The sequence below is a fragment of the Polaribacter sp. AHE13PA genome, assembly GCF_019278505.1.
Taxonomy (GTDB): Bacteria; Bacteroidota; Bacteroidia; order Flavobacteriales; family Flavobacteriaceae; genus Polaribacter.
This window is the reverse complement of record NZ_CP058985.1, coordinates 4,078,799-4,096,604: the sequence shown is the minus strand read 5'-3', so window position 1 is coordinate 4,096,604 and position 17,806 is coordinate 4,078,799. Positions and strand designations below refer to the sequence as shown.

16 protein-coding genes are annotated in these 17,806 nt (G+C 31.3%); 6 read left to right on the top strand and 10 right to left on the bottom strand.

From position 1 onward, the window contains the following. The first annotated feature begins 40 nt into the window (after positions 1-40). Entirely contained in the window at positions 41-2,449 is a 2,409-nt protein-coding gene (locus H0I28_RS17335; protein ID WP_218759927.1) for a TonB-dependent receptor, read from the top strand. A 22-nt stretch (positions 2,450-2,471) separates the two neighbouring features. On the opposite strand, the gene H0I28_RS17330 is transcribed toward H0I28_RS17335, so the two are convergent. The 5 genes from H0I28_RS17330 to H0I28_RS17310 form a co-directional block, all read right to left on the bottom strand. Beyond that, positions 2,472-3,449: a polyprenyl synthetase family protein gene (locus tag H0I28_RS17330; RefSeq protein ID WP_218752192.1), complete on the bottom strand. Its 978-nt coding sequence runs from the start codon at positions 3,447-3,449 to the stop codon at positions 2,472-2,474. Positions 3,450-3,528: 79 nt separating this feature from the next. Next, complete coding sequence (gene rlmN, locus H0I28_RS17325) at positions 3,529-4,566, bottom strand: 23S rRNA (adenine(2503)-C(2))-methyltransferase RlmN (protein ID WP_218759926.1); 1,038 nt, start codon at positions 4,564-4,566, stop codon at positions 3,529-3,531. 224 nt (positions 4,567-4,790) lie between these two features. Continuing rightward, entirely contained in the window at positions 4,791-5,840 is a 1,050-nt protein-coding gene (gene queA, locus H0I28_RS17320; RefSeq protein WP_218752189.1) for a tRNA preQ1(34) S-adenosylmethionine ribosyltransferase-isomerase QueA, read from the bottom strand. Between the two features lie 72 nt (positions 5,841-5,912). Continuing rightward, entirely contained in the window at positions 5,913-7,142 is a 1,230-nt protein-coding gene (locus tag H0I28_RS17315; protein WP_218759925.1) for a 3-phosphoshikimate 1-carboxyvinyltransferase, read from the bottom strand. 111 nt (positions 7,143-7,253) lie between these two features. Further along, positions 7,254-7,955: a crotonase/enoyl-CoA hydratase family protein gene (locus tag H0I28_RS17310; protein WP_218759924.1), complete on the bottom strand. Its 702-nt coding sequence runs from the start codon at positions 7,953-7,955 to the stop codon at positions 7,254-7,256. Between the two features lie 276 nt (positions 7,956-8,231). Between H0I28_RS17310 and H0I28_RS17305 the strand changes: the two genes are divergently transcribed. Next, positions 8,232-9,533: a voltage-gated chloride channel family protein gene (locus H0I28_RS17305; RefSeq protein WP_218759923.1), complete on the top strand. Its 1,302-nt coding sequence runs from the start codon at positions 8,232-8,234 to the stop codon at positions 9,531-9,533. Positions 9,534-9,554: 21 nt separating this feature from the next. On the opposite strand, the gene H0I28_RS17300 is transcribed toward H0I28_RS17305, so the two are convergent. Together H0I28_RS17300 and H0I28_RS17295 are read right to left on the bottom strand one after the other, a co-directional pair. Continuing rightward, positions 9,555-10,517 (bottom strand): DoxX family protein, encoded by a 963-nt coding sequence (locus H0I28_RS17300; protein ID WP_218732645.1) that lies wholly within the window; start codon positions 10,515-10,517, stop codon positions 9,555-9,557. Between the two features lie 139 nt (positions 10,518-10,656). Beyond that, entirely contained in the window at positions 10,657-11,193 is a 537-nt protein-coding gene (locus H0I28_RS17295; RefSeq protein ID WP_218732644.1) for a DUF1599 domain-containing protein, read from the bottom strand. Positions 11,194-11,282: 89 nt separating this feature from the next. On the opposite strand from H0I28_RS17295, the gene H0I28_RS17290 reads away from it, so the two are divergent. The 4 genes from H0I28_RS17290 to cdaA all read left to right on the top strand — a co-directional run bounded on the left by H0I28_RS17290 (position 11,283) and on the right by cdaA (position 14,509). Continuing rightward, positions 11,283-11,864, top strand: a complete 582-nt coding sequence (locus H0I28_RS17290; RefSeq protein WP_218759921.1) for a TIGR00730 family Rossman fold protein — start codon at positions 11,283-11,285, stop codon at positions 11,862-11,864. Position 11,865: 1 nt separating this feature from the next. Further along, a complete protein-coding gene (folP, locus tag H0I28_RS17285) occupies positions 11,866-12,690 on the top strand; it encodes a dihydropteroate synthase (RefSeq protein WP_218759919.1) in 825 nt (274 codons plus the stop codon). A 384-nt stretch (positions 12,691-13,074) separates the two neighbouring features. Continuing rightward, the gene (locus H0I28_RS17280) at positions 13,075-13,680 is read left to right on the top strand and encodes a biopolymer transporter ExbD (protein WP_218759917.1); all 606 of its coding nucleotides are present in this window, start codon (positions 13,075-13,077) and stop codon (positions 13,678-13,680) included. Positions 13,681-13,732: 52 nt separating this feature from the next. Then, the gene (gene cdaA / locus H0I28_RS17275; RefSeq protein ID WP_218732640.1) at positions 13,733-14,509 is read left to right on the top strand and encodes a diadenylate cyclase CdaA; all 777 of its coding nucleotides are present in this window, start codon (positions 13,733-13,735) and stop codon (positions 14,507-14,509) included. 78 nt (positions 14,510-14,587) lie between these two features. Here the strand turns inward: cdaA and H0I28_RS17270 are convergent, their stop codons facing one another. Genes H0I28_RS17270 through truA form a run of 3 tightly spaced genes read right to left on the bottom strand, consistent with a single transcriptional unit; the run spans position 14,588 to position 17,733 of the window. Continuing rightward, complete coding sequence (locus H0I28_RS17270; protein ID WP_218759915.1) at positions 14,588-15,187, bottom strand: hypothetical protein; 600 nt, start codon at positions 15,185-15,187, stop codon at positions 14,588-14,590. Between the two features lie 50 nt (positions 15,188-15,237). Further along, positions 15,238-17,004, bottom strand: coding sequence for an ABC transporter ATP-binding protein (locus tag H0I28_RS17265; protein ID WP_218732638.1), 1,767 nt, complete (start codon positions 17,002-17,004; stop codon positions 15,238-15,240). 3 nt (positions 17,005-17,007) lie between these two features. Continuing rightward, positions 17,008-17,733 (bottom strand): tRNA pseudouridine(38-40) synthase TruA, encoded by a 726-nt coding sequence (gene truA / locus H0I28_RS17260; RefSeq protein WP_218752173.1) that lies wholly within the window; start codon positions 17,731-17,733, stop codon positions 17,008-17,010. Between the last annotated feature and the right edge of the window lie 73 nt (positions 17,734-17,806).

Sequence of the window (17,806 nt, the reverse complement as noted above, 5' to 3'; positions counted from 1 at the left end):
ATAAATAACCTTGAGATTTATCAACACCAAAAACCTAGAAATGATTAAAAAAATTACTTTTATTTTTTTCCTTTTACTCTTAAACTATACTACAAGCTCTCAAATTCTTACAGTAATAAATAAAGAGACTAAAGAAACTTTAGAGCAAGTAACTATATTTAACAAACAAACCAATAATTATGTTACTACAAACGGAGAAGGACAAGCAGATATTAGTGATTTTATAAATGCGGAAACATTGGAAGTTCGGTTTCTTGGTTTTAAAACTAAAATTAAAAGTTACGAAGCTTTTAAACAAAATAACTTTCTAGTACACCTAACTCCTACAATATTAAGAATAGATGAAATTGTAATTTCCGCTACAAAATGGAAACAAAAAACATCTGATTTAGCTACTAAAGTTACTGTTATATCACCAAAGGCAATCGCATTAATGAACACACAAACGGCTGCAGACCTGCTTACCGTTTCTGGTAAAGTATTTATGCAGAAAAGCCAACAAGGAGGCGGAAGTCCGTTAATTAGAGGTTTTGCTACCAACAGATTGTTATATACCATTGATGGTGTTAGAATGAATAATGCCATTTTTAGAGCTGGTAATATTCAGAATGTAATTTCTTTAGATCCTTTTGCCATAGAAGAAACCGAAATCATTTTTGGCCCTGGTTCTGTTATTTACGGAAGTGATGCTATTGGTGCTGTAATGAGCTTTAAAACCTTATCGCCAAGTTTGTCTTTAGATGATGAAACACTAATTACAGGAAATGCTTTAACACGATTCTCTTCTGCAAATGAAGAAAAAACCTATCATGCAGATTTTAATCTAGGCTATAAAAAATGGGCATTTGTTACTAGTTTAAGTTATAATGATTATGGCGACTTAAGAATGGGAAGCGATGGTCCGGAAGAATATTTAAGAAATGTATATGTTGAAAGACAGAACAATGAAGATATTGTAATTACTAATAAAGACCCAAAAATTCAGACTCCTTCGGGTTACACACAAACCAACTTGATGCAAAAAGTGAGGTTTAAACCAAATGAAAAATGGAATTTTGAGTATGGTTTTCACTTATCAGAAACCTCTAGTTACTCTAGATACGATAGACATTTAAGAACAAAAGACGGAAATCCTCGTTATGGAGAATGGAGCTACGGTCCACAAAAATGGATGATGAATAATTTTGAAATCAACAAGAAAGGAAGCAATTCATTTTATGATGATGTAACTTTAAGATTGACCTATCAAAAATTTGATGAAAGCAGAATTAGTAGAGATTTTAATGATAATGAAAGAGAAACAAGAACAGAACGAGTAGATGCCTACTCTACCAACTTAGATTTTTCTAAAAGCTTAAGTGCAAAAAGTAAATTATTTTACGGAACAGAATATGTTTATAATGATGTAAATTCTACAGGAGTAAACACAGATATTGATACCAATATTTCTCAAGCAGGACCTAGTAGATATCCAGATTCTAATTGGTCTTCTTTAGGGGTTTATGTTTCTAACCAATATAACCATTCTAAAAAATGGGTTTTACAATCTGGTTTGCGTTATAATTTTTACAGCTTAAACGCTACTTTCGATACTACTTTTTACCCTTTACCTTTTACAGAAGCCAATATAAATGACGGTGCTTTAACCGGTAGCTTAGGTTTGGTTTTTAGACCAAAAGAAGATTGGTTATTAAGTACAAATTTCTCTACGGCTTTTCGATCTCCTAATGTAGATGATGTTGGTAAAATTTTCGATTCTGAACCTGGATCTGTCGTAGTTCCTAACCCAGATTTAAAAGCTGAATATGCTTATAATACAGATGTTTCTGTAGCAAAAACCTTTGGTGATTATTTAAAGCTAGAAGTTACTGGATTTTACACCCATTTAAAAGACGCCATGGTAAAAAGAGACTATACTTTAAATGGTGAAACTGAAATGCTATATGATGGTGAGTTAAGTACAATACAAGCAATTCAAAATGCTGCCAATGCACATGTGTATGGTTTTCAGACAGGTTTTGAAGCAGAACTTGGTAGTGGAATTGGATTTTCATCAACAGTTAGTTATCAAAAAGGAGAAGAAGAATTAGATAATGGAGATAAAAGCCCTTCTAGACACGCTGCTCCTTGGTTTGGTTCTACACGCCTTACTTATAATGCGAGTAAATTAAAAGCGCAACTATATGCAGATTATAGTGGCTCTGTGGCTTATGAAGATTTACCTGACAGTGAAAAAGCAAAAGATTATATGTATGCAATTGATGCAAATGGAAATCCATATTCGCCATCTTACATTACGTTAAACTTAAAAACATCGTATAGATTTACAGATAATTTATTAATTTCTACAGGATTAGAAAACATTACAGACAAACGTTATAGACCGTATAGTTCTGGAATTGTTTCTCCAGGTAGAAACTTTGTAATTTCTTTAAAAGCGAATATTTAAAATAATTTTAAAGTCTGTTAACCTATATTTTACGTTCTACAACGTAATCTATCATGGTTAATAAAGAGTCTTTATATGGAGATGTAGGGAAATCTTCTAATATAGCTAAAGCTTTGTTTTTGTAATCATTCATCTTGGTGGTTGTATATTCTATACCACCTTTTTCTTTTACAAAAGCAATTACCTCTTTAACTCGTTTTTTATTTTTGTTGTGTTTTTTTACAGAATTAATCAACCAAGCTTTCTCCTTTTTAGAACAGTTATTTAAGGTATAGATTAAAGGCAAGGTCATCTTTTGTTCTTTAATATCGATACCTGTTGGCTTCCCAATATTTGCTTCTGTATAATCAAACAAATCATCTTTAATTTGAAACGCGATACCAATATACTCACCAAATTTTCGCATTTTTCTAACGCAATCTTGATTTGCACCAACAGAAGCAGCTCCAATACCACAACAAGCAGCAATTAATGTTGCTGTCTTTTTTCTGATGATATCAAAATATACTTCTTCTGTAATATCTAATTTTCTTGCTTTTTCTATCTGAAGTAGTTCACCTTCGCTCATTTCACGAACGGCAATAGAAATTAGTTTTAACAAATCGAAATCTTCATTATCTATGGATAACAATAATCCTTTTGATAATAAAAAATCTCCAACCAAAACGGCAATTTTATTTTTCCAAAGTGCATTTACAGAGAAAAAACCACGTCTTCTATTACTTTCATCTACCACATCATCATGAACCAAAGTAGCGGTATGAATCAATTCTACTACAGAAGCACCTCTATAGGTTCTTTCATCGAAACCTCCATTAGAAACCATTTTTGCCACTAAAAAGACAAACATTGGTCGCATTTGTTTTCCTTTTCTACGAACAATATAATAGGTAATTCTGTTTAAAAGTGGAACTTTAGACAACATAGAATCCTTGAACTTTTCTTCAAAGAGTTCCATTTCATTTTTAATGGGAAGTTTAATAAGTTCTACTGGCTTCATTTGTACTAGATGAGTTTTTGAAAGTCAAAAATAGGGAAATTAATAAGATACTGAAACAAGTTCTGTACCGCTATTTTCTTTAAGATTTATTTGCTAATTGCCCACAAGCAGCATCAATATCCTTACCTCTACTTCTTCTAACATTTACAGTAATATCATTCATTTCTAAGTTAGAAATATAATTATTAATTACAGACGGACTTGCTTGTTGAAACTCTCCATCGTCAATAGGGTTGTATTCAATTAAATTGATTTTACAAGGCACTGCTTTACAAAAGGCAACCAAAGCCTTTATATCTTCTTTTCTATCGTTGATACCTCCCCAAACAATATACTCATACGTAATTGCTCTTCCTGTTTTTTCGTACCAATATTCTAAAGACTCTCTTAAATCTTTTAATGGAAAAGTAGCATTAAATGGCATTACTTTAGTTCTTATCTCATCGATTGCAGAGTGTAAAGAAACTGCTAAATTAAATTTAGCTTCTTCATCTGCCATCATTTTTATCATTTTTGGCACTCCAGATGTAGAAACAGTAATTCTTTTAGATGACATCCCTAAACCTTCTAGAGATGTAATCATCTCTATAGATTTCATTACGTTTTTATAGTTCATAAGAGGTTCTCCCATTCCCATAAAAACAATGTTTGTTAGTTTCTTATCATAATACAACCTACTTTGTTTGTCGATTACTACAACTTGATCGTAAATTTCATCTGGGTTTAGATTACGCATTCTTTTTAAACGTGATGTTGCACAGAATAAACAATCTAAACTACACCCAACCTGACTAGAAACACAGGCTGTTGTTCTTTTTTCTGTAGGAATTAAAACAGATTCCACAATTAAACCATCGTGTAATTTAATTCCGTTTTTTATAGTTCCATCTTTACTTTTCTGCATAGAATCTACTTTGATATGGTTGATAACAAAGTTTGCTTCTAACATTTCTCTAGTTTCTTTAGAGATGTTTGTCATGGCATCAAAAGTATGTAAAGACTTACTCCAAAGCCATTCATATACTTGATTTCCTCTAAAGGCTTTGTCGCCATTTTCTACAAAAAAATCGCGTAATTGTTCTTTAGTTAAGGCTCTTATGTCTTTCTTTTTAGTCAAGTTTTCTAGTTTTTAAAAATAGAGTTGCAAAAATACGCATATAATTTTAGCTTATTACTATAGTTTGCTAATTGGCTGCGTTAGCGATTGAAGTGGCATCCTTTTTTGTTTTTTTTAACAAAAAAGATATAACGGAAAGCGCGACCTTTTTAGGGAACGCCCAAAAACAGAAAAACTGACAATTAAAATAACTGTCAGTTTTTAGTTTTAAATTCTTAACAGAATTATATGATTAACATAGCATCTCCGTAAGTAGAGAATTTATATCCTTCTTTTATAGCTTCTTTGTAAGCTTCCATTACAAAATCATAACCTCCAAAAGCAGCTGCCTGCATTAATAAGGTAGATTTTGGTGTATGAAAATTAGTAATCATTGCGGTTGCAATACTAAAATCGTGCGGAGGAAAAATAAATTTATTTGTCCAACCTGTATATCCGTTTAACTCACCTTTAGAAGAAACTGAAGATTCTATAGCTCTCATTACTGTGGTACCAACAGCACAAACTCTTCTTTTTTCTTTTTTAGCTTTGTTAATTTTAGTTGCCGTAGCATCTGAAATATCAATTTGCTCAGAATCCATTTTATGCTTCGATAAATCTTCTACTTCTACTGGGCTAAATGTACCTAAACCAACGTGTAATGTAGTTTCTGCAAACTCAACTCCTTTAATTTCTAAACGTTTCATTAAATGTTTAGAGAAGTGTAAACCAGCTGTTGGTGCTGCAACTGCTCCTTCATGTTTTGCGTAAATAGTTTGGTAACGCTCATCATCTAAAGGTTCTACTTCTCTACCTATAGCTTTAGGTAATGGAGTTTGACCTAATTCTAATAATTTTGCTCTAAATTCTTCGTAAGAACCGTCAAACAAAAAACGTAAAGTTCTTCCTCTTGATGTTGTGTTGTCTATTACCTCTGCTACTAAACTATCATCGTCTCCAAAAAATAATTTGTTTCCAATTCTAATTTTTCTTGCTGGATCTACTAAAACATCCCACAATCTATTTTCTGAATTTAATTCTCTTAATAAGAAAACCTCTATTCTAGCTCCTGTTTTTTCTTTATTACCATACATTCTTGCAGGAAAAACTTTGGTATTATTCAACATCATAACATCACCTTCATCAAAGTAATCTATTACATCTTTAAAAACCTTATGTTCTATGGTTTGTTCTTTCCTGTTTAATACCATTAAGCGAGACTCATCTCTATGTTCAGCAGGATACGTTGCTAACAATTCTTCTGGTAAATCAAATTCAAAATGCGATAATTTCATATATATATTTGCTTATAACGAGCGCAAAGATACGATATCGGGATAGGCGTTGTCAAGTGTTTGCCTAATTATTTACACTTTATCTATTTTAATGCCAATTTGTTGCATGTCATCCCAAAACTTTTGGTACGATTTTGTAACCACTTCAGCATTTAAAATTTTAATAGGAACTCTTAGCGCCAAAGGTGCAAATGCCATTGCCATTCTATGATCGTTATACGTTTTTATAGAAATATTAGGATTTATTGTCGCAGAAATTTCTAAATGCAAACTTTTATCGGTTACAGAAATTGTAGCTCCTAAATTGGTTAACTCGTCATTTAAAGCGACTAACCTATCTGTTTCTTTAATTTTTAAGGTGTGTAAACCAGTTAAATTACACGCAATATTTTCTGCAAAACAAGTTACAACAATTGTTTGTGCAATATCTGGTGCATTTTTTAAGTCGATTTCTAAAGTTGCTTTCTTTGTTTCTTTTACTTTTTTTAGGGTGATAAAATTATCACCGAAAATAGTTTCTACTCCAAAATGCTGATAGATTTCTACCAAACAAGAATCTCCTTGCAGACTTTCTTTTTTATAAGCTGATAAAGAAATTTCTGAACCTATTTCTGCCAACGCAGCAATTGAATAAAAATAACTTGCAGAAGACCAATCTGATTCTACCACAACTGTTTGTTTTTCCACAGATTTCTTAGGCAAAACTTTAATAAAGTTTCCTTCAAAATTAGTTTCAATACCTAATTGATTTAACAAACTTAAGGTCATATTAATATAAGGAACAGAGGTGATTTTACCTAGCAACTCTATTTCTAATCCGTTTTCTAATTTGGATGCAATTAGCAACATAGAGGAAATGTATTGACTACTTACATTTCCATTTATTTGGACTTTATCTGTTGTAATTTTAGAACCTTTAATTCTAATTGGTGGATAGCCAACTTTCTCTTCATAAGAAATCGTTGCTCCTAAGTCTTTTAAAGCATTTACCAAGATTTCGATTGGTCTGTTTTGCATTCTCTCAGAACCTGTAAGAACAACTTCTCTACCTTCTTTAACTGCAAAATAAGATGTTAAAAAACGCATTGCTGTACCTGCATGACCAATATTTACAACTTCATCTTTTGTAGAAAGTGCATGTTGCATGTGTACTGAATCGTCTGAGTCTGATAAATTTTCTATAGAAAGTTCTGGAAATAAATTTTGAAGAATCAGCAATCTATTCGATTCACTTTTAGAACCAGAGATTGTTATTTTCTCATTAATCTTTTTATTATCTACAACATTTAATAATATATCCATCTCTGTAAGTTCTATAAATTGGTTTTATTAACAAAGTGCCAAAGTTACCACTCAAAAGGCTTTTACCAAAGTTTCTTTGCTTTAAATAAATGTAAAAATTGTGTGCTTTTATTAAGAATTGATAGAGATATCGCTATTTAAATCCAATTCAATTGCATTTTCTAAATCTTCTAAATGCTGTTTTCTAACTTTTAACTTTGTTGCTGCATGTGCTTTTTTATTCAATTTAGAAAACATGCCTGCAACTTTTATTGTTGTTGGTAACAAATGGTCTGCAGAAACAATTAGATCTAAAAAACCAGCTTTTACAGCATCTTTTGGATTGTAAATTTCAGAATTATTTACACTTCTATTTAAATACACCTCAGACAATCTAGATTTGGCAATTGCAATACCTGCATTGTGCATGGTCATACCAATCATTACTTCATTTAATCCGATTTTAAAATCGCCTTCTATTCCAATTCTATAATCTGCAGAAAGCAATAAAAAAGCTCCTTTTGCAATAGCGTGACCAGAACAAGCAATAATAATTGGTTGCGGAAAAGACAACATTTTTAAAGACAATTTAGAACCTTTTGTCACCAATTCCTTAGCTGCTTCAGCCGATTTTGTCATCACTTTTAAATCGAACCCTCCAGAGAAAATTCCGTTTTGTCCTGTAAGAACAACTACCTTATTTTCTGCTGCTACTTTGTCTAACCCAGCATTCAAACCTTCTATTACTTCATGAGATATCGCATTTGCTTTTCCGTTATTAATCGTAATTAAAGCGTAATTTTCTTCTGATTGATAGGTAACAAATTTGTTCATTATTTTTATATTTTAAAACAAGTTACAATATAATCTAAAATTACAACATCAACAATTCGTCCTTCCATATTCATTTTTTTTGGGCGTTACCTAAAGGTCGGGTTTTACGCTACAATCTTTTTATTCGTACCTCAAAAAAAGGATTTCTACTGCACCCCCTAACGCAACCTACTTGCTAACAAGTTATAATTGAAGATTTATTAGTTATTATTTGTTTATTTTTGCCTAAAAGGAAAGAATTTAAAACTCCTTTTATATACAGAGGTTTAAAAACACATGGATAAAATTAAAAAGTTTTTTCTTCAATTTCAACAAAGTTTCTCTTTCGTTTTTCTATTAAAATGGACTTTTATTTGCTTACTTATTGGTGCATTAACGGGTAGCACTTCTGCTGTTTTTTTATGGACTTTAGAATGGGCTACAAATTATAGAGAAGCAAATCAATGGATTATTTGGTTGTTACCAGTTGCGGGTTTTGTAATTGGTTTATCCTACCATTATTATGGAGAGAGTGTTGTAAAAGGAAACAATTTATTATTAGAAGAGTTCCACAATCCTAAAAAAGTAATTCCTTTTAAAATGGCTCCTTTAGTCTTTTTAGGCACTATTCTTACACATTTGTTTGGAGGTTCTGCAGGACGTGAGGGAACTGCTGTGCAAGTTGGTGGTGCTATTGCAGATCAGTTTACAAAACTTTTTAAATTAAATAACTTAGACAGAAAAATTATATTAATTGCAGGTATTAGCGCAGGTTTTGCTTCTGTTTTTGGAACACCTTTAGCTGGTGCAATTTTTGCTCTTGAAGTAATGGTAATCGGTAGAATTAAATTTGATGCAATCATTCCGAGTTTTCTTGCGGCTGTTTTTGCAACCTACTTTTGCGATGTTTGGCAAATTTCTCATCACACACATTACACCATTTCTACCATTACAGCATTAACGCCAACGAGTATTTTATGGGCTTTGCTAGCAGGTATTATTTTTGGATTGGCAAGTATGCTATTTTCTAAATCTACACACTTTTGGGGTGTACTCTTTAAAAAACAAGTTAAATATGCACCACTTCGTCCTGTAATTGGTGGTATCGTTATAGCCGTAATTGTATATCTTATGGGAACGACAAAATACATAGGACTTGGTGTACCCACTATTGTAGATGCTTTTAATATCGATTTAAATTCTTATGATTTTATCTTAAAAATCTTATTCACTTCTTTTACTTTGGGAGCAGGATTTAAAGGAGGAGAAGTAACACCTTTATTTTACATTGGTGCAACTTTAGGAAACGCTTTGGTGTGGTTTATTCCTTTGCCAATGGGTTTATTAGCAGGTATGGGATTTGTGGCTGTTTTTGCAGGAGCTACCAATACTCCAATTGCTTGTACCATTATGGGAATTGAATTATTTGGTATTGAATCTGGTGTTTTTATTGCCTTGGCTTGTATTACTTCTTATTTATTTTCTGGGCATACTGGTATTTATACTGCTCAGGTTATTGGAAGTCCAAAACACTTATTTTCTAAAATTGAAAAAGGATTAACACTTACTGAAATTGATAATCAACACAGTAAAAGTTAATCCTTTGAATATTTAGTTATTCTATAATTCTATTTCATCAACATCTACCCAATTTTTCTTTTCTACAACAGTTCCTTTATCTAAAATAACAACACCCGGATTTCCTCTAATAATAGTTTTAAGGGTTGTTTCATCACAGAATAAAAAGTCGAAAGGCAAGTCATACTTTTCTTTTGCAAGAATTAAATCATCAGAAAAAGAAGCCGAAACTCCATAAACTGTATATCCTTTTGCTTTCGCTTTTGTTGCAATGTCTTTAATTGCCGGAAAACCGTTTTCATCAGCTTTGTCTAAGTTATAAACAATTACTAACATTACTTTTTCCTTCTTTAATAATTCTGGAGCTAAATCTGCTTGTTCATCCTCTAACATAAAATCATGTACTGGCGGAATACTACCATCTTTAGGATACACCATTCCTTCCGGAATATTCTTACCAATTGCATACGCTCTAAAATCTATAATAGGTAAATGTGTTAACACATGTTGCACAATAAATAAAAATGCTGCCAATGATAAAAACGTAATTACCTTCGGAATTTTACCTCCAAAAATAGGCTTCACATGTTTTACACCTAATACTAAAACTAACACTAGTGCTATTAAAATAACGTTTTTATAGAAAGTTCCCCAAGTAGATAATTTTACAGCATCTCCAAAACAACCGCAATCGGTTACTTTATCATAATATGCAGAATACCAAGTTAAAAACAAGAAAACAAGTGTTAGTAAAAACAAACTCCAAACAGTTAATTTAGATTTGTAACCAATCAAAACCATCACTCCCAATAATATTTCTGCTACAATTAATACAATTGAAAAAGGCAATGCATACGGAATTAAAAACTCCATATTTAATACACTTTCCGAAAAATACTCTTCAAATTTATATTGAGAACCTATTGGGTCTACCAATTTTACAAAGCCAGAAAATATAAATAAGGCTCCTACTATAATTCTTGCTAATTGTACTAATATTTTCATTTATTCTATTTTTAACTTTTCTATAAAAATTATTTTATTTTTAATTTCTTGTTCTTACAAACAGATTGCATCGTTCCTCGCAATGACGGAAACGCTGTTACTTTCTGTCTTTGTAACTTCTAAAATTTGAAATTAAAACTTATTCCGCCAAATGAATCATTGCAAAAATGGCATAATTAATCATATCTTGGTAATTGGCATCAATTCCTTCAGAAACCAATGTTTCCCCCTTATTATCTTCTATTTGCTTAACGCGTAATAATTTTTGTAAAATTAAATCTGTTAAACTAGAAACACGCATATCTCTCCAAGCTTCACCGTAATCATGATTTTTATTCATCATTAATTCTTTAGTAATTTTAGCATGTTTGTCATACAAAACAGTTGCTTGTTCAGTATTCAAATCTGGGTTTGCTACCACGCCATTTTCTAACTGAATTAACGCCATTATAGAATAATTGATGATTCCAATAAACTCAGACTTTTCTCCTTCATCAACTTTTCTAACGTCATTCTCTTGTAATTGACGAATTCGTTGTGCCTTAATAAATATTTGATCGGTTAACGATGGTAAACGTAAAATTCGCCATGCAGAACCATAATCACTCATTTTTTTTATAAATAAACTTCTGCATTCTTCAATTACAGCATCATATTGTTTAGATGTATCTTGCATTCTATCTTGTTAAAAAGTATTTGTTCAAAAATACTAAATACTAGATGCTTTTCATTTATTTTTACGAAAGAATTTTAAAACTCATAAAATTGAAAAAAGTTGTTGTTTTTTGTGGCTCAAGCTTAGGTTTTAATCCTATTTATAAAGAAGCTGCTGTAGCATTAGGAAATCATTTTGTAACTCACAAAATTGGTTTAGTTTATGGTGGTGGTAAAATAGGGATGATGGGCACTCTTGCCGATACAATTCTAGCACATAATGGCGAAGTTATTGGTGTAATTCCTCAATTATTAGAAAAAGAAGAAGTTGTACATGCTGGTGTAGAAGAAATGATTGTGTGTAAAACAATGAGCGAGCGTAAAGTAATTATGAGCCAATTAGTAGATGGTTATATTACACTTCCTGGAGGTTTTGGAACCTTAGATGAATTGTTTGAAGCACTTACCCTAGGTCAACTTTTTATTGAGCAAAAACCAGTAGGACTTTTAAATATTAACGGCTTTTTTGATGCTGTATTATTGCAATTAGACAAAATGATTGAAGAAGGTTTCTTAAAACAAACCAATAGAGATATGCTAATTGTTGGCACTTCTATAGAAGATTTAATGCAAAAAATGAATGCCTACAAAGTTCCAAACATTACAGGCGTAATTAATAAAGTAGTAAGTTAGAATGACCATAAATTGCAAAGGTGCTTTAGTCGATTTAGCATCACCAAAAGTGATGGGAATATTAAACATTACTCCAGATTCTTTTTTTGACGGCGGTAAATATAAAAATGAATCAGACATTCTTTCTCAAGTCGAAAAAATGCTTTTAGATAGTGCTACATTTATAGATGTTGGTGCTTATTCTTCTAGACCTGGTGCAAAACATATTTCAGAAGAAGAAGAGTTGCAAAGAATTGTGCCTGTTATCAATTTATTGGTGCAAAATTTCCCTGAAATTATTATTTCTGTAGATACTTTTAGAAGTAAAGTTGCGCAAGAAACTATCAATGCTGGCGCTGCAATTATAAACGATATTTCTGGCGGACAAATGGACAATAATATGTTTACAACCGTTGCCAACTTACAAGTTCCTTATATTTTAATGCATATGTTAGGTACTCCACAAAACATGCAGAAAAATCCCGTTTATACGGATGTAACTCAAGAAATTATTTCTTTTTTCGCTGCACAAATACACAAATTACATCAACTAAAGTTAAACGATATTATTATTGACGTTGGTTTTGGTTTTGGAAAAACCAATGTTCATAATTTTGAAATCTTAAAGAATTTATCACTTTTTAAAAGTTTAGACACACCAATTTTAGCCGGAATTTCTCGTAAATCCATGCTGTATAAAACCTTAGATATTTCTGCTCAAGAAGCTTTAAATGCTACTACTTCTGCAAACACAATTGCCCTTTTAAATGGTGCAAATATTTTACGTGTTCACGATGTTAAAGAAGCTGTAGAAGCTGTAAAAATTGTAAATCAGATTTCTTTTTAGAAGCTATTTCCTGCTTTCACTACTCGCTTTTTTTACTGTTAGTTCTCGATACAAATTTTTCATTCTTCAAAATTCACTCGAACTAACAGTAAAAAAGAGCTTAAACAAACCGTTCAATCAGGGCTAAACTTGTTTGCCCGCTAATAACAGAAATTTAATAACCTTGTCATTTCGAAATGAGCTTTTTCAGCGATTTAGAAATCTCATCATTTAACAAACTGATTACTTCGTATTACATACTCGCAATGACAATACTAAAATATTTGGCATTCTTTTTGTTAAAGAAATGTTAACTTCAAATAACTACCTAGTCAAACTTTAAAATAGCTTCCGATTGTTTTAATCGAGAAGAAATCATTTTATAAACTTTAAAAACTAGGAATTATGAGTAGAAAAGAGTCTCCAGAAATTAATGCTGGTTCGATGGCAGACATTGCATTTTTATTATTAATCTTTTTTTTGGTAACTACAACAATGAGTGTTGATGCCGGAATTTCCAAAAAAATCCCACAAAAACAAGAAAACCCCACAGATATTGACATTAATGAAAGAAATATCCTTGAGGTAAACATCAACAAAAACAATGAACTATTTGTAGATGGAAAAACGATTGAATTAAAGGAACTGAAACAGATTGCGATCAACTTTATAGACAATGGTGGTGGTTTAGACATCAGCAAAAATAGTTGTAATTGGTGTAATGGAAGCAAAAATCCATCCTCTTCAGACCATCCCACAAAAGCAATTATAGCTATAAAAACAGATCGATTAACTACTTATAAAACCTATATTTCTACGTTAGATATTTTAAATTCTGCCTATACACATTTACGAAACAAACTGTCTGTAAAATTATACAATCAGAATTATGTAAGTTTGTTAGATGCCTATAAAAATTCTAATAATAGCGATAAAAACATTCAAGAAAAAATAAAATTAATCCGAGAAAAATACCCATTATTAGTATCAGACATAGAATTTGATAATTGATATTGCTATCAGCAAATTTATTAGTAATTTAGCCTAAAATCAGTCAATTTTCATGTTCGATTTTATTGAATTTTCTTTATTAGATGCTTTAGACATTGTATTAGTTGCCACACTACTCTATTACATTTACAAGCTATTAAAAGGTACAGTTGCTATTAATATTGTAATTGGAATTGCTTTTATTTTCTTAATTTGGAAAATAACACAAGCTCTAAAAATGGAAATGCTGAGTGGTATTTTGGGTTATCTACTTTCTGGTGGTGTTATTGCATTAATCATTGTTTTTCAGCAAGAAATAAGAAAATTCTTATTAATGATTGGTACTACAAATTTCACCAATAAACGAAGTTTTTTAAAACAGCTAAAATTTTTACATACAGAAATAGGTACTGAGATTGATACAGAAATAATTTTAGATGCATGTAAAAACATGGCTAAAACTAAAACTGGTGCTCTAATTGTTATTGAACGTACCAATGCTTTAGATTTTTTAATAAATACAGGAGATAGTATGAATGCTTTGGTAAATGTGGCTATTTTAGAAAGTGTATTCTATAAAAATAGTCCGTTACATGATGGTGCTTTAATTATTAGAGACAATTATATTGTGGCAACAAGAGTTATTTTACCTGTTTCCGACAGTACTAAAATCCCTTCTAGATTTGGATTAAGACATAGAGCAGCAATTGGTGTTTCAGAAAAAACAGATGCAGTTTGTTTATTAGTATCAGAAGAAACTGGGGAAATTTCTTACATTAAAGACGGTGGGTTCGAGTTGTATTCTGATTTTAACGAACTGGATGAAAAACTAAAAAAAGATTTAATGTAAACTCATTAAACATTAGAAAAATACATAAAAAAAGGTTCTCAAAATTGAGAACCTTTTTCCATTTATAATAAGTATTTTCTAGTTAGCTGCTGCCATTTTTGCTTGGATAGAAGATAATACACTTTTGTATTTAGCTAATTCACTAGCATCTAATTTAGAAGCTAATTCTTTTCCTTTTGCTAATAAAGCAGCTCCTTTAGGTGCTAATGCAGAAATCTTTGTTAAACTACCATTAGCAGCAATATAATCTTTTGCATAAGCAGCATATTTAGTTAAATTTTCTGTTACAGCTTCATTAGAGAAACTAGGAATAGTAATTCCTTCTAATGCAGAATCTTTTGATCCAGAAACAGTTTCTTTAACTCCTCCTACAGCACTTTCAGCACCTTCAACAACAGCATTTGCAGCATCAGTAGCTCCTTCTACAACTGTAGTAGCAGCATCTTTTGCACCATCAACAACAGTGTTTGTTGCGTCAGTAGCTCCTTCTACAACAGCACCTGCTGCTTCTTTTGCCTCATTTGCTACTCTACCAGCAGCTTCTGTTGTAGCGTCTGCAGCTTTACCAGCTGTTTCTACTGTTGCATCCTTTAAATCTGATGCTCCTTTTTTTGCTTCTTTACAAGACGTTGCTAATAAAGAACCTGCAACTAATACAGATAATACGATTTTTTTCATTTTTTTGATTTGTTTGTTTGAACTACAAATGTAAATCAAAAAAAATGATTTTAAGAAGCTTTCTGTATGCTAAATTGCTTGTCGTATAGGTTTTTATAATATCCTTTCTCCTTTTCTAACAGCTCATTATGAGTTCCTTCTTCCACAATTAACCCATTATCCATAACAATAATTTTATCAGCTTGCTTTATGGTTGCTAATCGATGTGCAATTACAATTGAAGTCCTACCTTTTGTGATGGTTTCAGTTGCATATTGAATCATTTGCTCTGCATGAGAATCAACAGAAGAAGTAGCTTCATCTAAAATTAAAATACTAGGCTTACTTACATAAGCACGTAAAAAAGCAATTAATTGTCGCTGACCTGAAGATAACATAGCACCACGTTCTTTTACATTGTATTGATAACCTCCTGGAAGTGTCATAATAAAATCATGAATTCCAATTTGTTTAGCCGCTTTTTCTACTTCTTCTAAAGTTATATTTTTATCTTTTAGAGTTATATTATTCATAATTGAGTCTGAAAACAAGAATACATCTTGCAAAACGATAGCAACTTGGTTTCTTAAACTGTCTAATGTATATTGATCTATAGAAACATCATCAACACAAATAGTACCACTATCTATTTCATAAAAACGGTTTATTAAGTTGATGATAGTAGATTTCCCTGCTCCTGTTGCTCCAACAATAGCTACTGTCTGTCCACTTTTCACGTCCAAAGAAATTCCTTTTAAAACTTCCTCTCCTTTTATATAACTGAATCTAACATCTTTTAAATTGATATTTCCTTTCAAGTTTCCAGCTGTAATTGTTCCGTTTTTAACAATACTACTATGGGTGTCTAAAACCTTAAAGACACGTTCTCCAGAAACAATTCCCATTTGTAACTGGTTAAATTTATCTGCAATTTGACGTAAAGGCCTAAATAACATTTGCGCCATTTGCACAAAAGCCATCACAGTACCAGGACCTGGCACAGCACCTCCAATAATTTGTTTACTTCCAAACCAAACAATTAAACCAATACCAATAGATGATAAAATTTCTGCAATAGGAAAGAAAATAGAAAAGTACCAAATGGTTTTTACGTAGGCTTCTTTATGTTTATTATTGATATCATTAAAATTCTTATACTCAATTTTTTCTCTATTAAAGAGCTGCACAATCTTCATTCCGGTAACTCGCTCTTGCACAAATCCGTTTAAATTTGCTACCTGATTTCTTACCTCTTGAAAAGTAGCTTTTATGGCTTTCTGAAAAACACTAGTAGCATAAATTAAAATTGGTAAAACAGCTAAAGCTATTAAAGCTAGTTTCCAATTAAAATAAAACATTAACGCAGCTACAGCAAACATTTGTAACACATCACTAACTATAGTAAAAACACCACTACTAAAAAAAGCGGCAATAGTCTCTATATCAGAAACGACTCTTGTAACCAATTTACCCACAGAATTCTTATCGAAATAAGACATTTTAAACTGTAAGATGTGTCTAAAAGTTTTTGCTCTAATATCTCTAATTATATGCTGACCAACCCAATTTGCAAAATAAATAAAAGTAAAACGCAGCAATACTTCTACAAGCACAACTACAAACATTAATATGATATTATTTATAAGGCCTTGTGCGTCTTTTTCTGTGATGTACTTGTCTACCGTTTCTTTTATTAAATATGGATTTAACAACGCAACAAACGACAATAAAATTGTAGAAAAAACGGCTATAAAAAAGTTTAATTTATAGCGTTTTGCAAAAGACATTAGCCTTAAAAAGATTTGTAAATCAAATGCATTTCCTGTTTTACCTGCCAAAACTTAGTATTTTATATTTGTTAAAAACAATCCTTTTGCAGGAACTGATAAACCTGCGTTGCTTCTATTTTTACTTTCAATGATTTTTCTAAAATCTTCTTTTGATATTTTTTCGAGACCAACATCAACCAAAGTACCTACAATGGCTCTCACCATATTTCTTAAAAAACGATTTGCTGTTATATAAAACACCAATTCTTTTCCGTTTTGTTTCCAAACAGCTTCTGTAACATCACAATTATAGGTATACACATCTGTTTTCACTTTAGAAAAAGTCTGAAAATCTGTATATTCTAACAATAGTTTTGCAGCATCATTCATCAAATCTAAATTTAAATCTTGTGAATGTATTTGCCACGAAAAATCTAATAAAAAAGGATTTCTACCCATCCATATTTTATATTCATAACTTCTGCTAAGTGCTCCAAAGCGCGCATGTTTTTCATCATCAACGGCAAACACATTATAAACTACAATATCCATAGGAAGTAATGAGTTTAACTTGTGAGGAATATCTCCTTTTAGTGTTTTTTCTATATCAAAATGAGCAAACATTTGCGAGGCATGCACTCCAGTATCTGTTCTACCTGCTCCTACTACTTCAATCTTTTCTTGAAATATAATACTAACTGCTTTGTTTAATTTTTCTTGTACAGAGATTACATCTGGCTGAATTTGCCAACCATGATAATTTTTTCCATTATAAGAAAGTTCTATAAAATACCTCAAGAAAGTCCGTTTTTGTAGTCATCAAAATTACGGAATTTATTTTGTTATGATTACATTTGAAGCCAATAGAGAC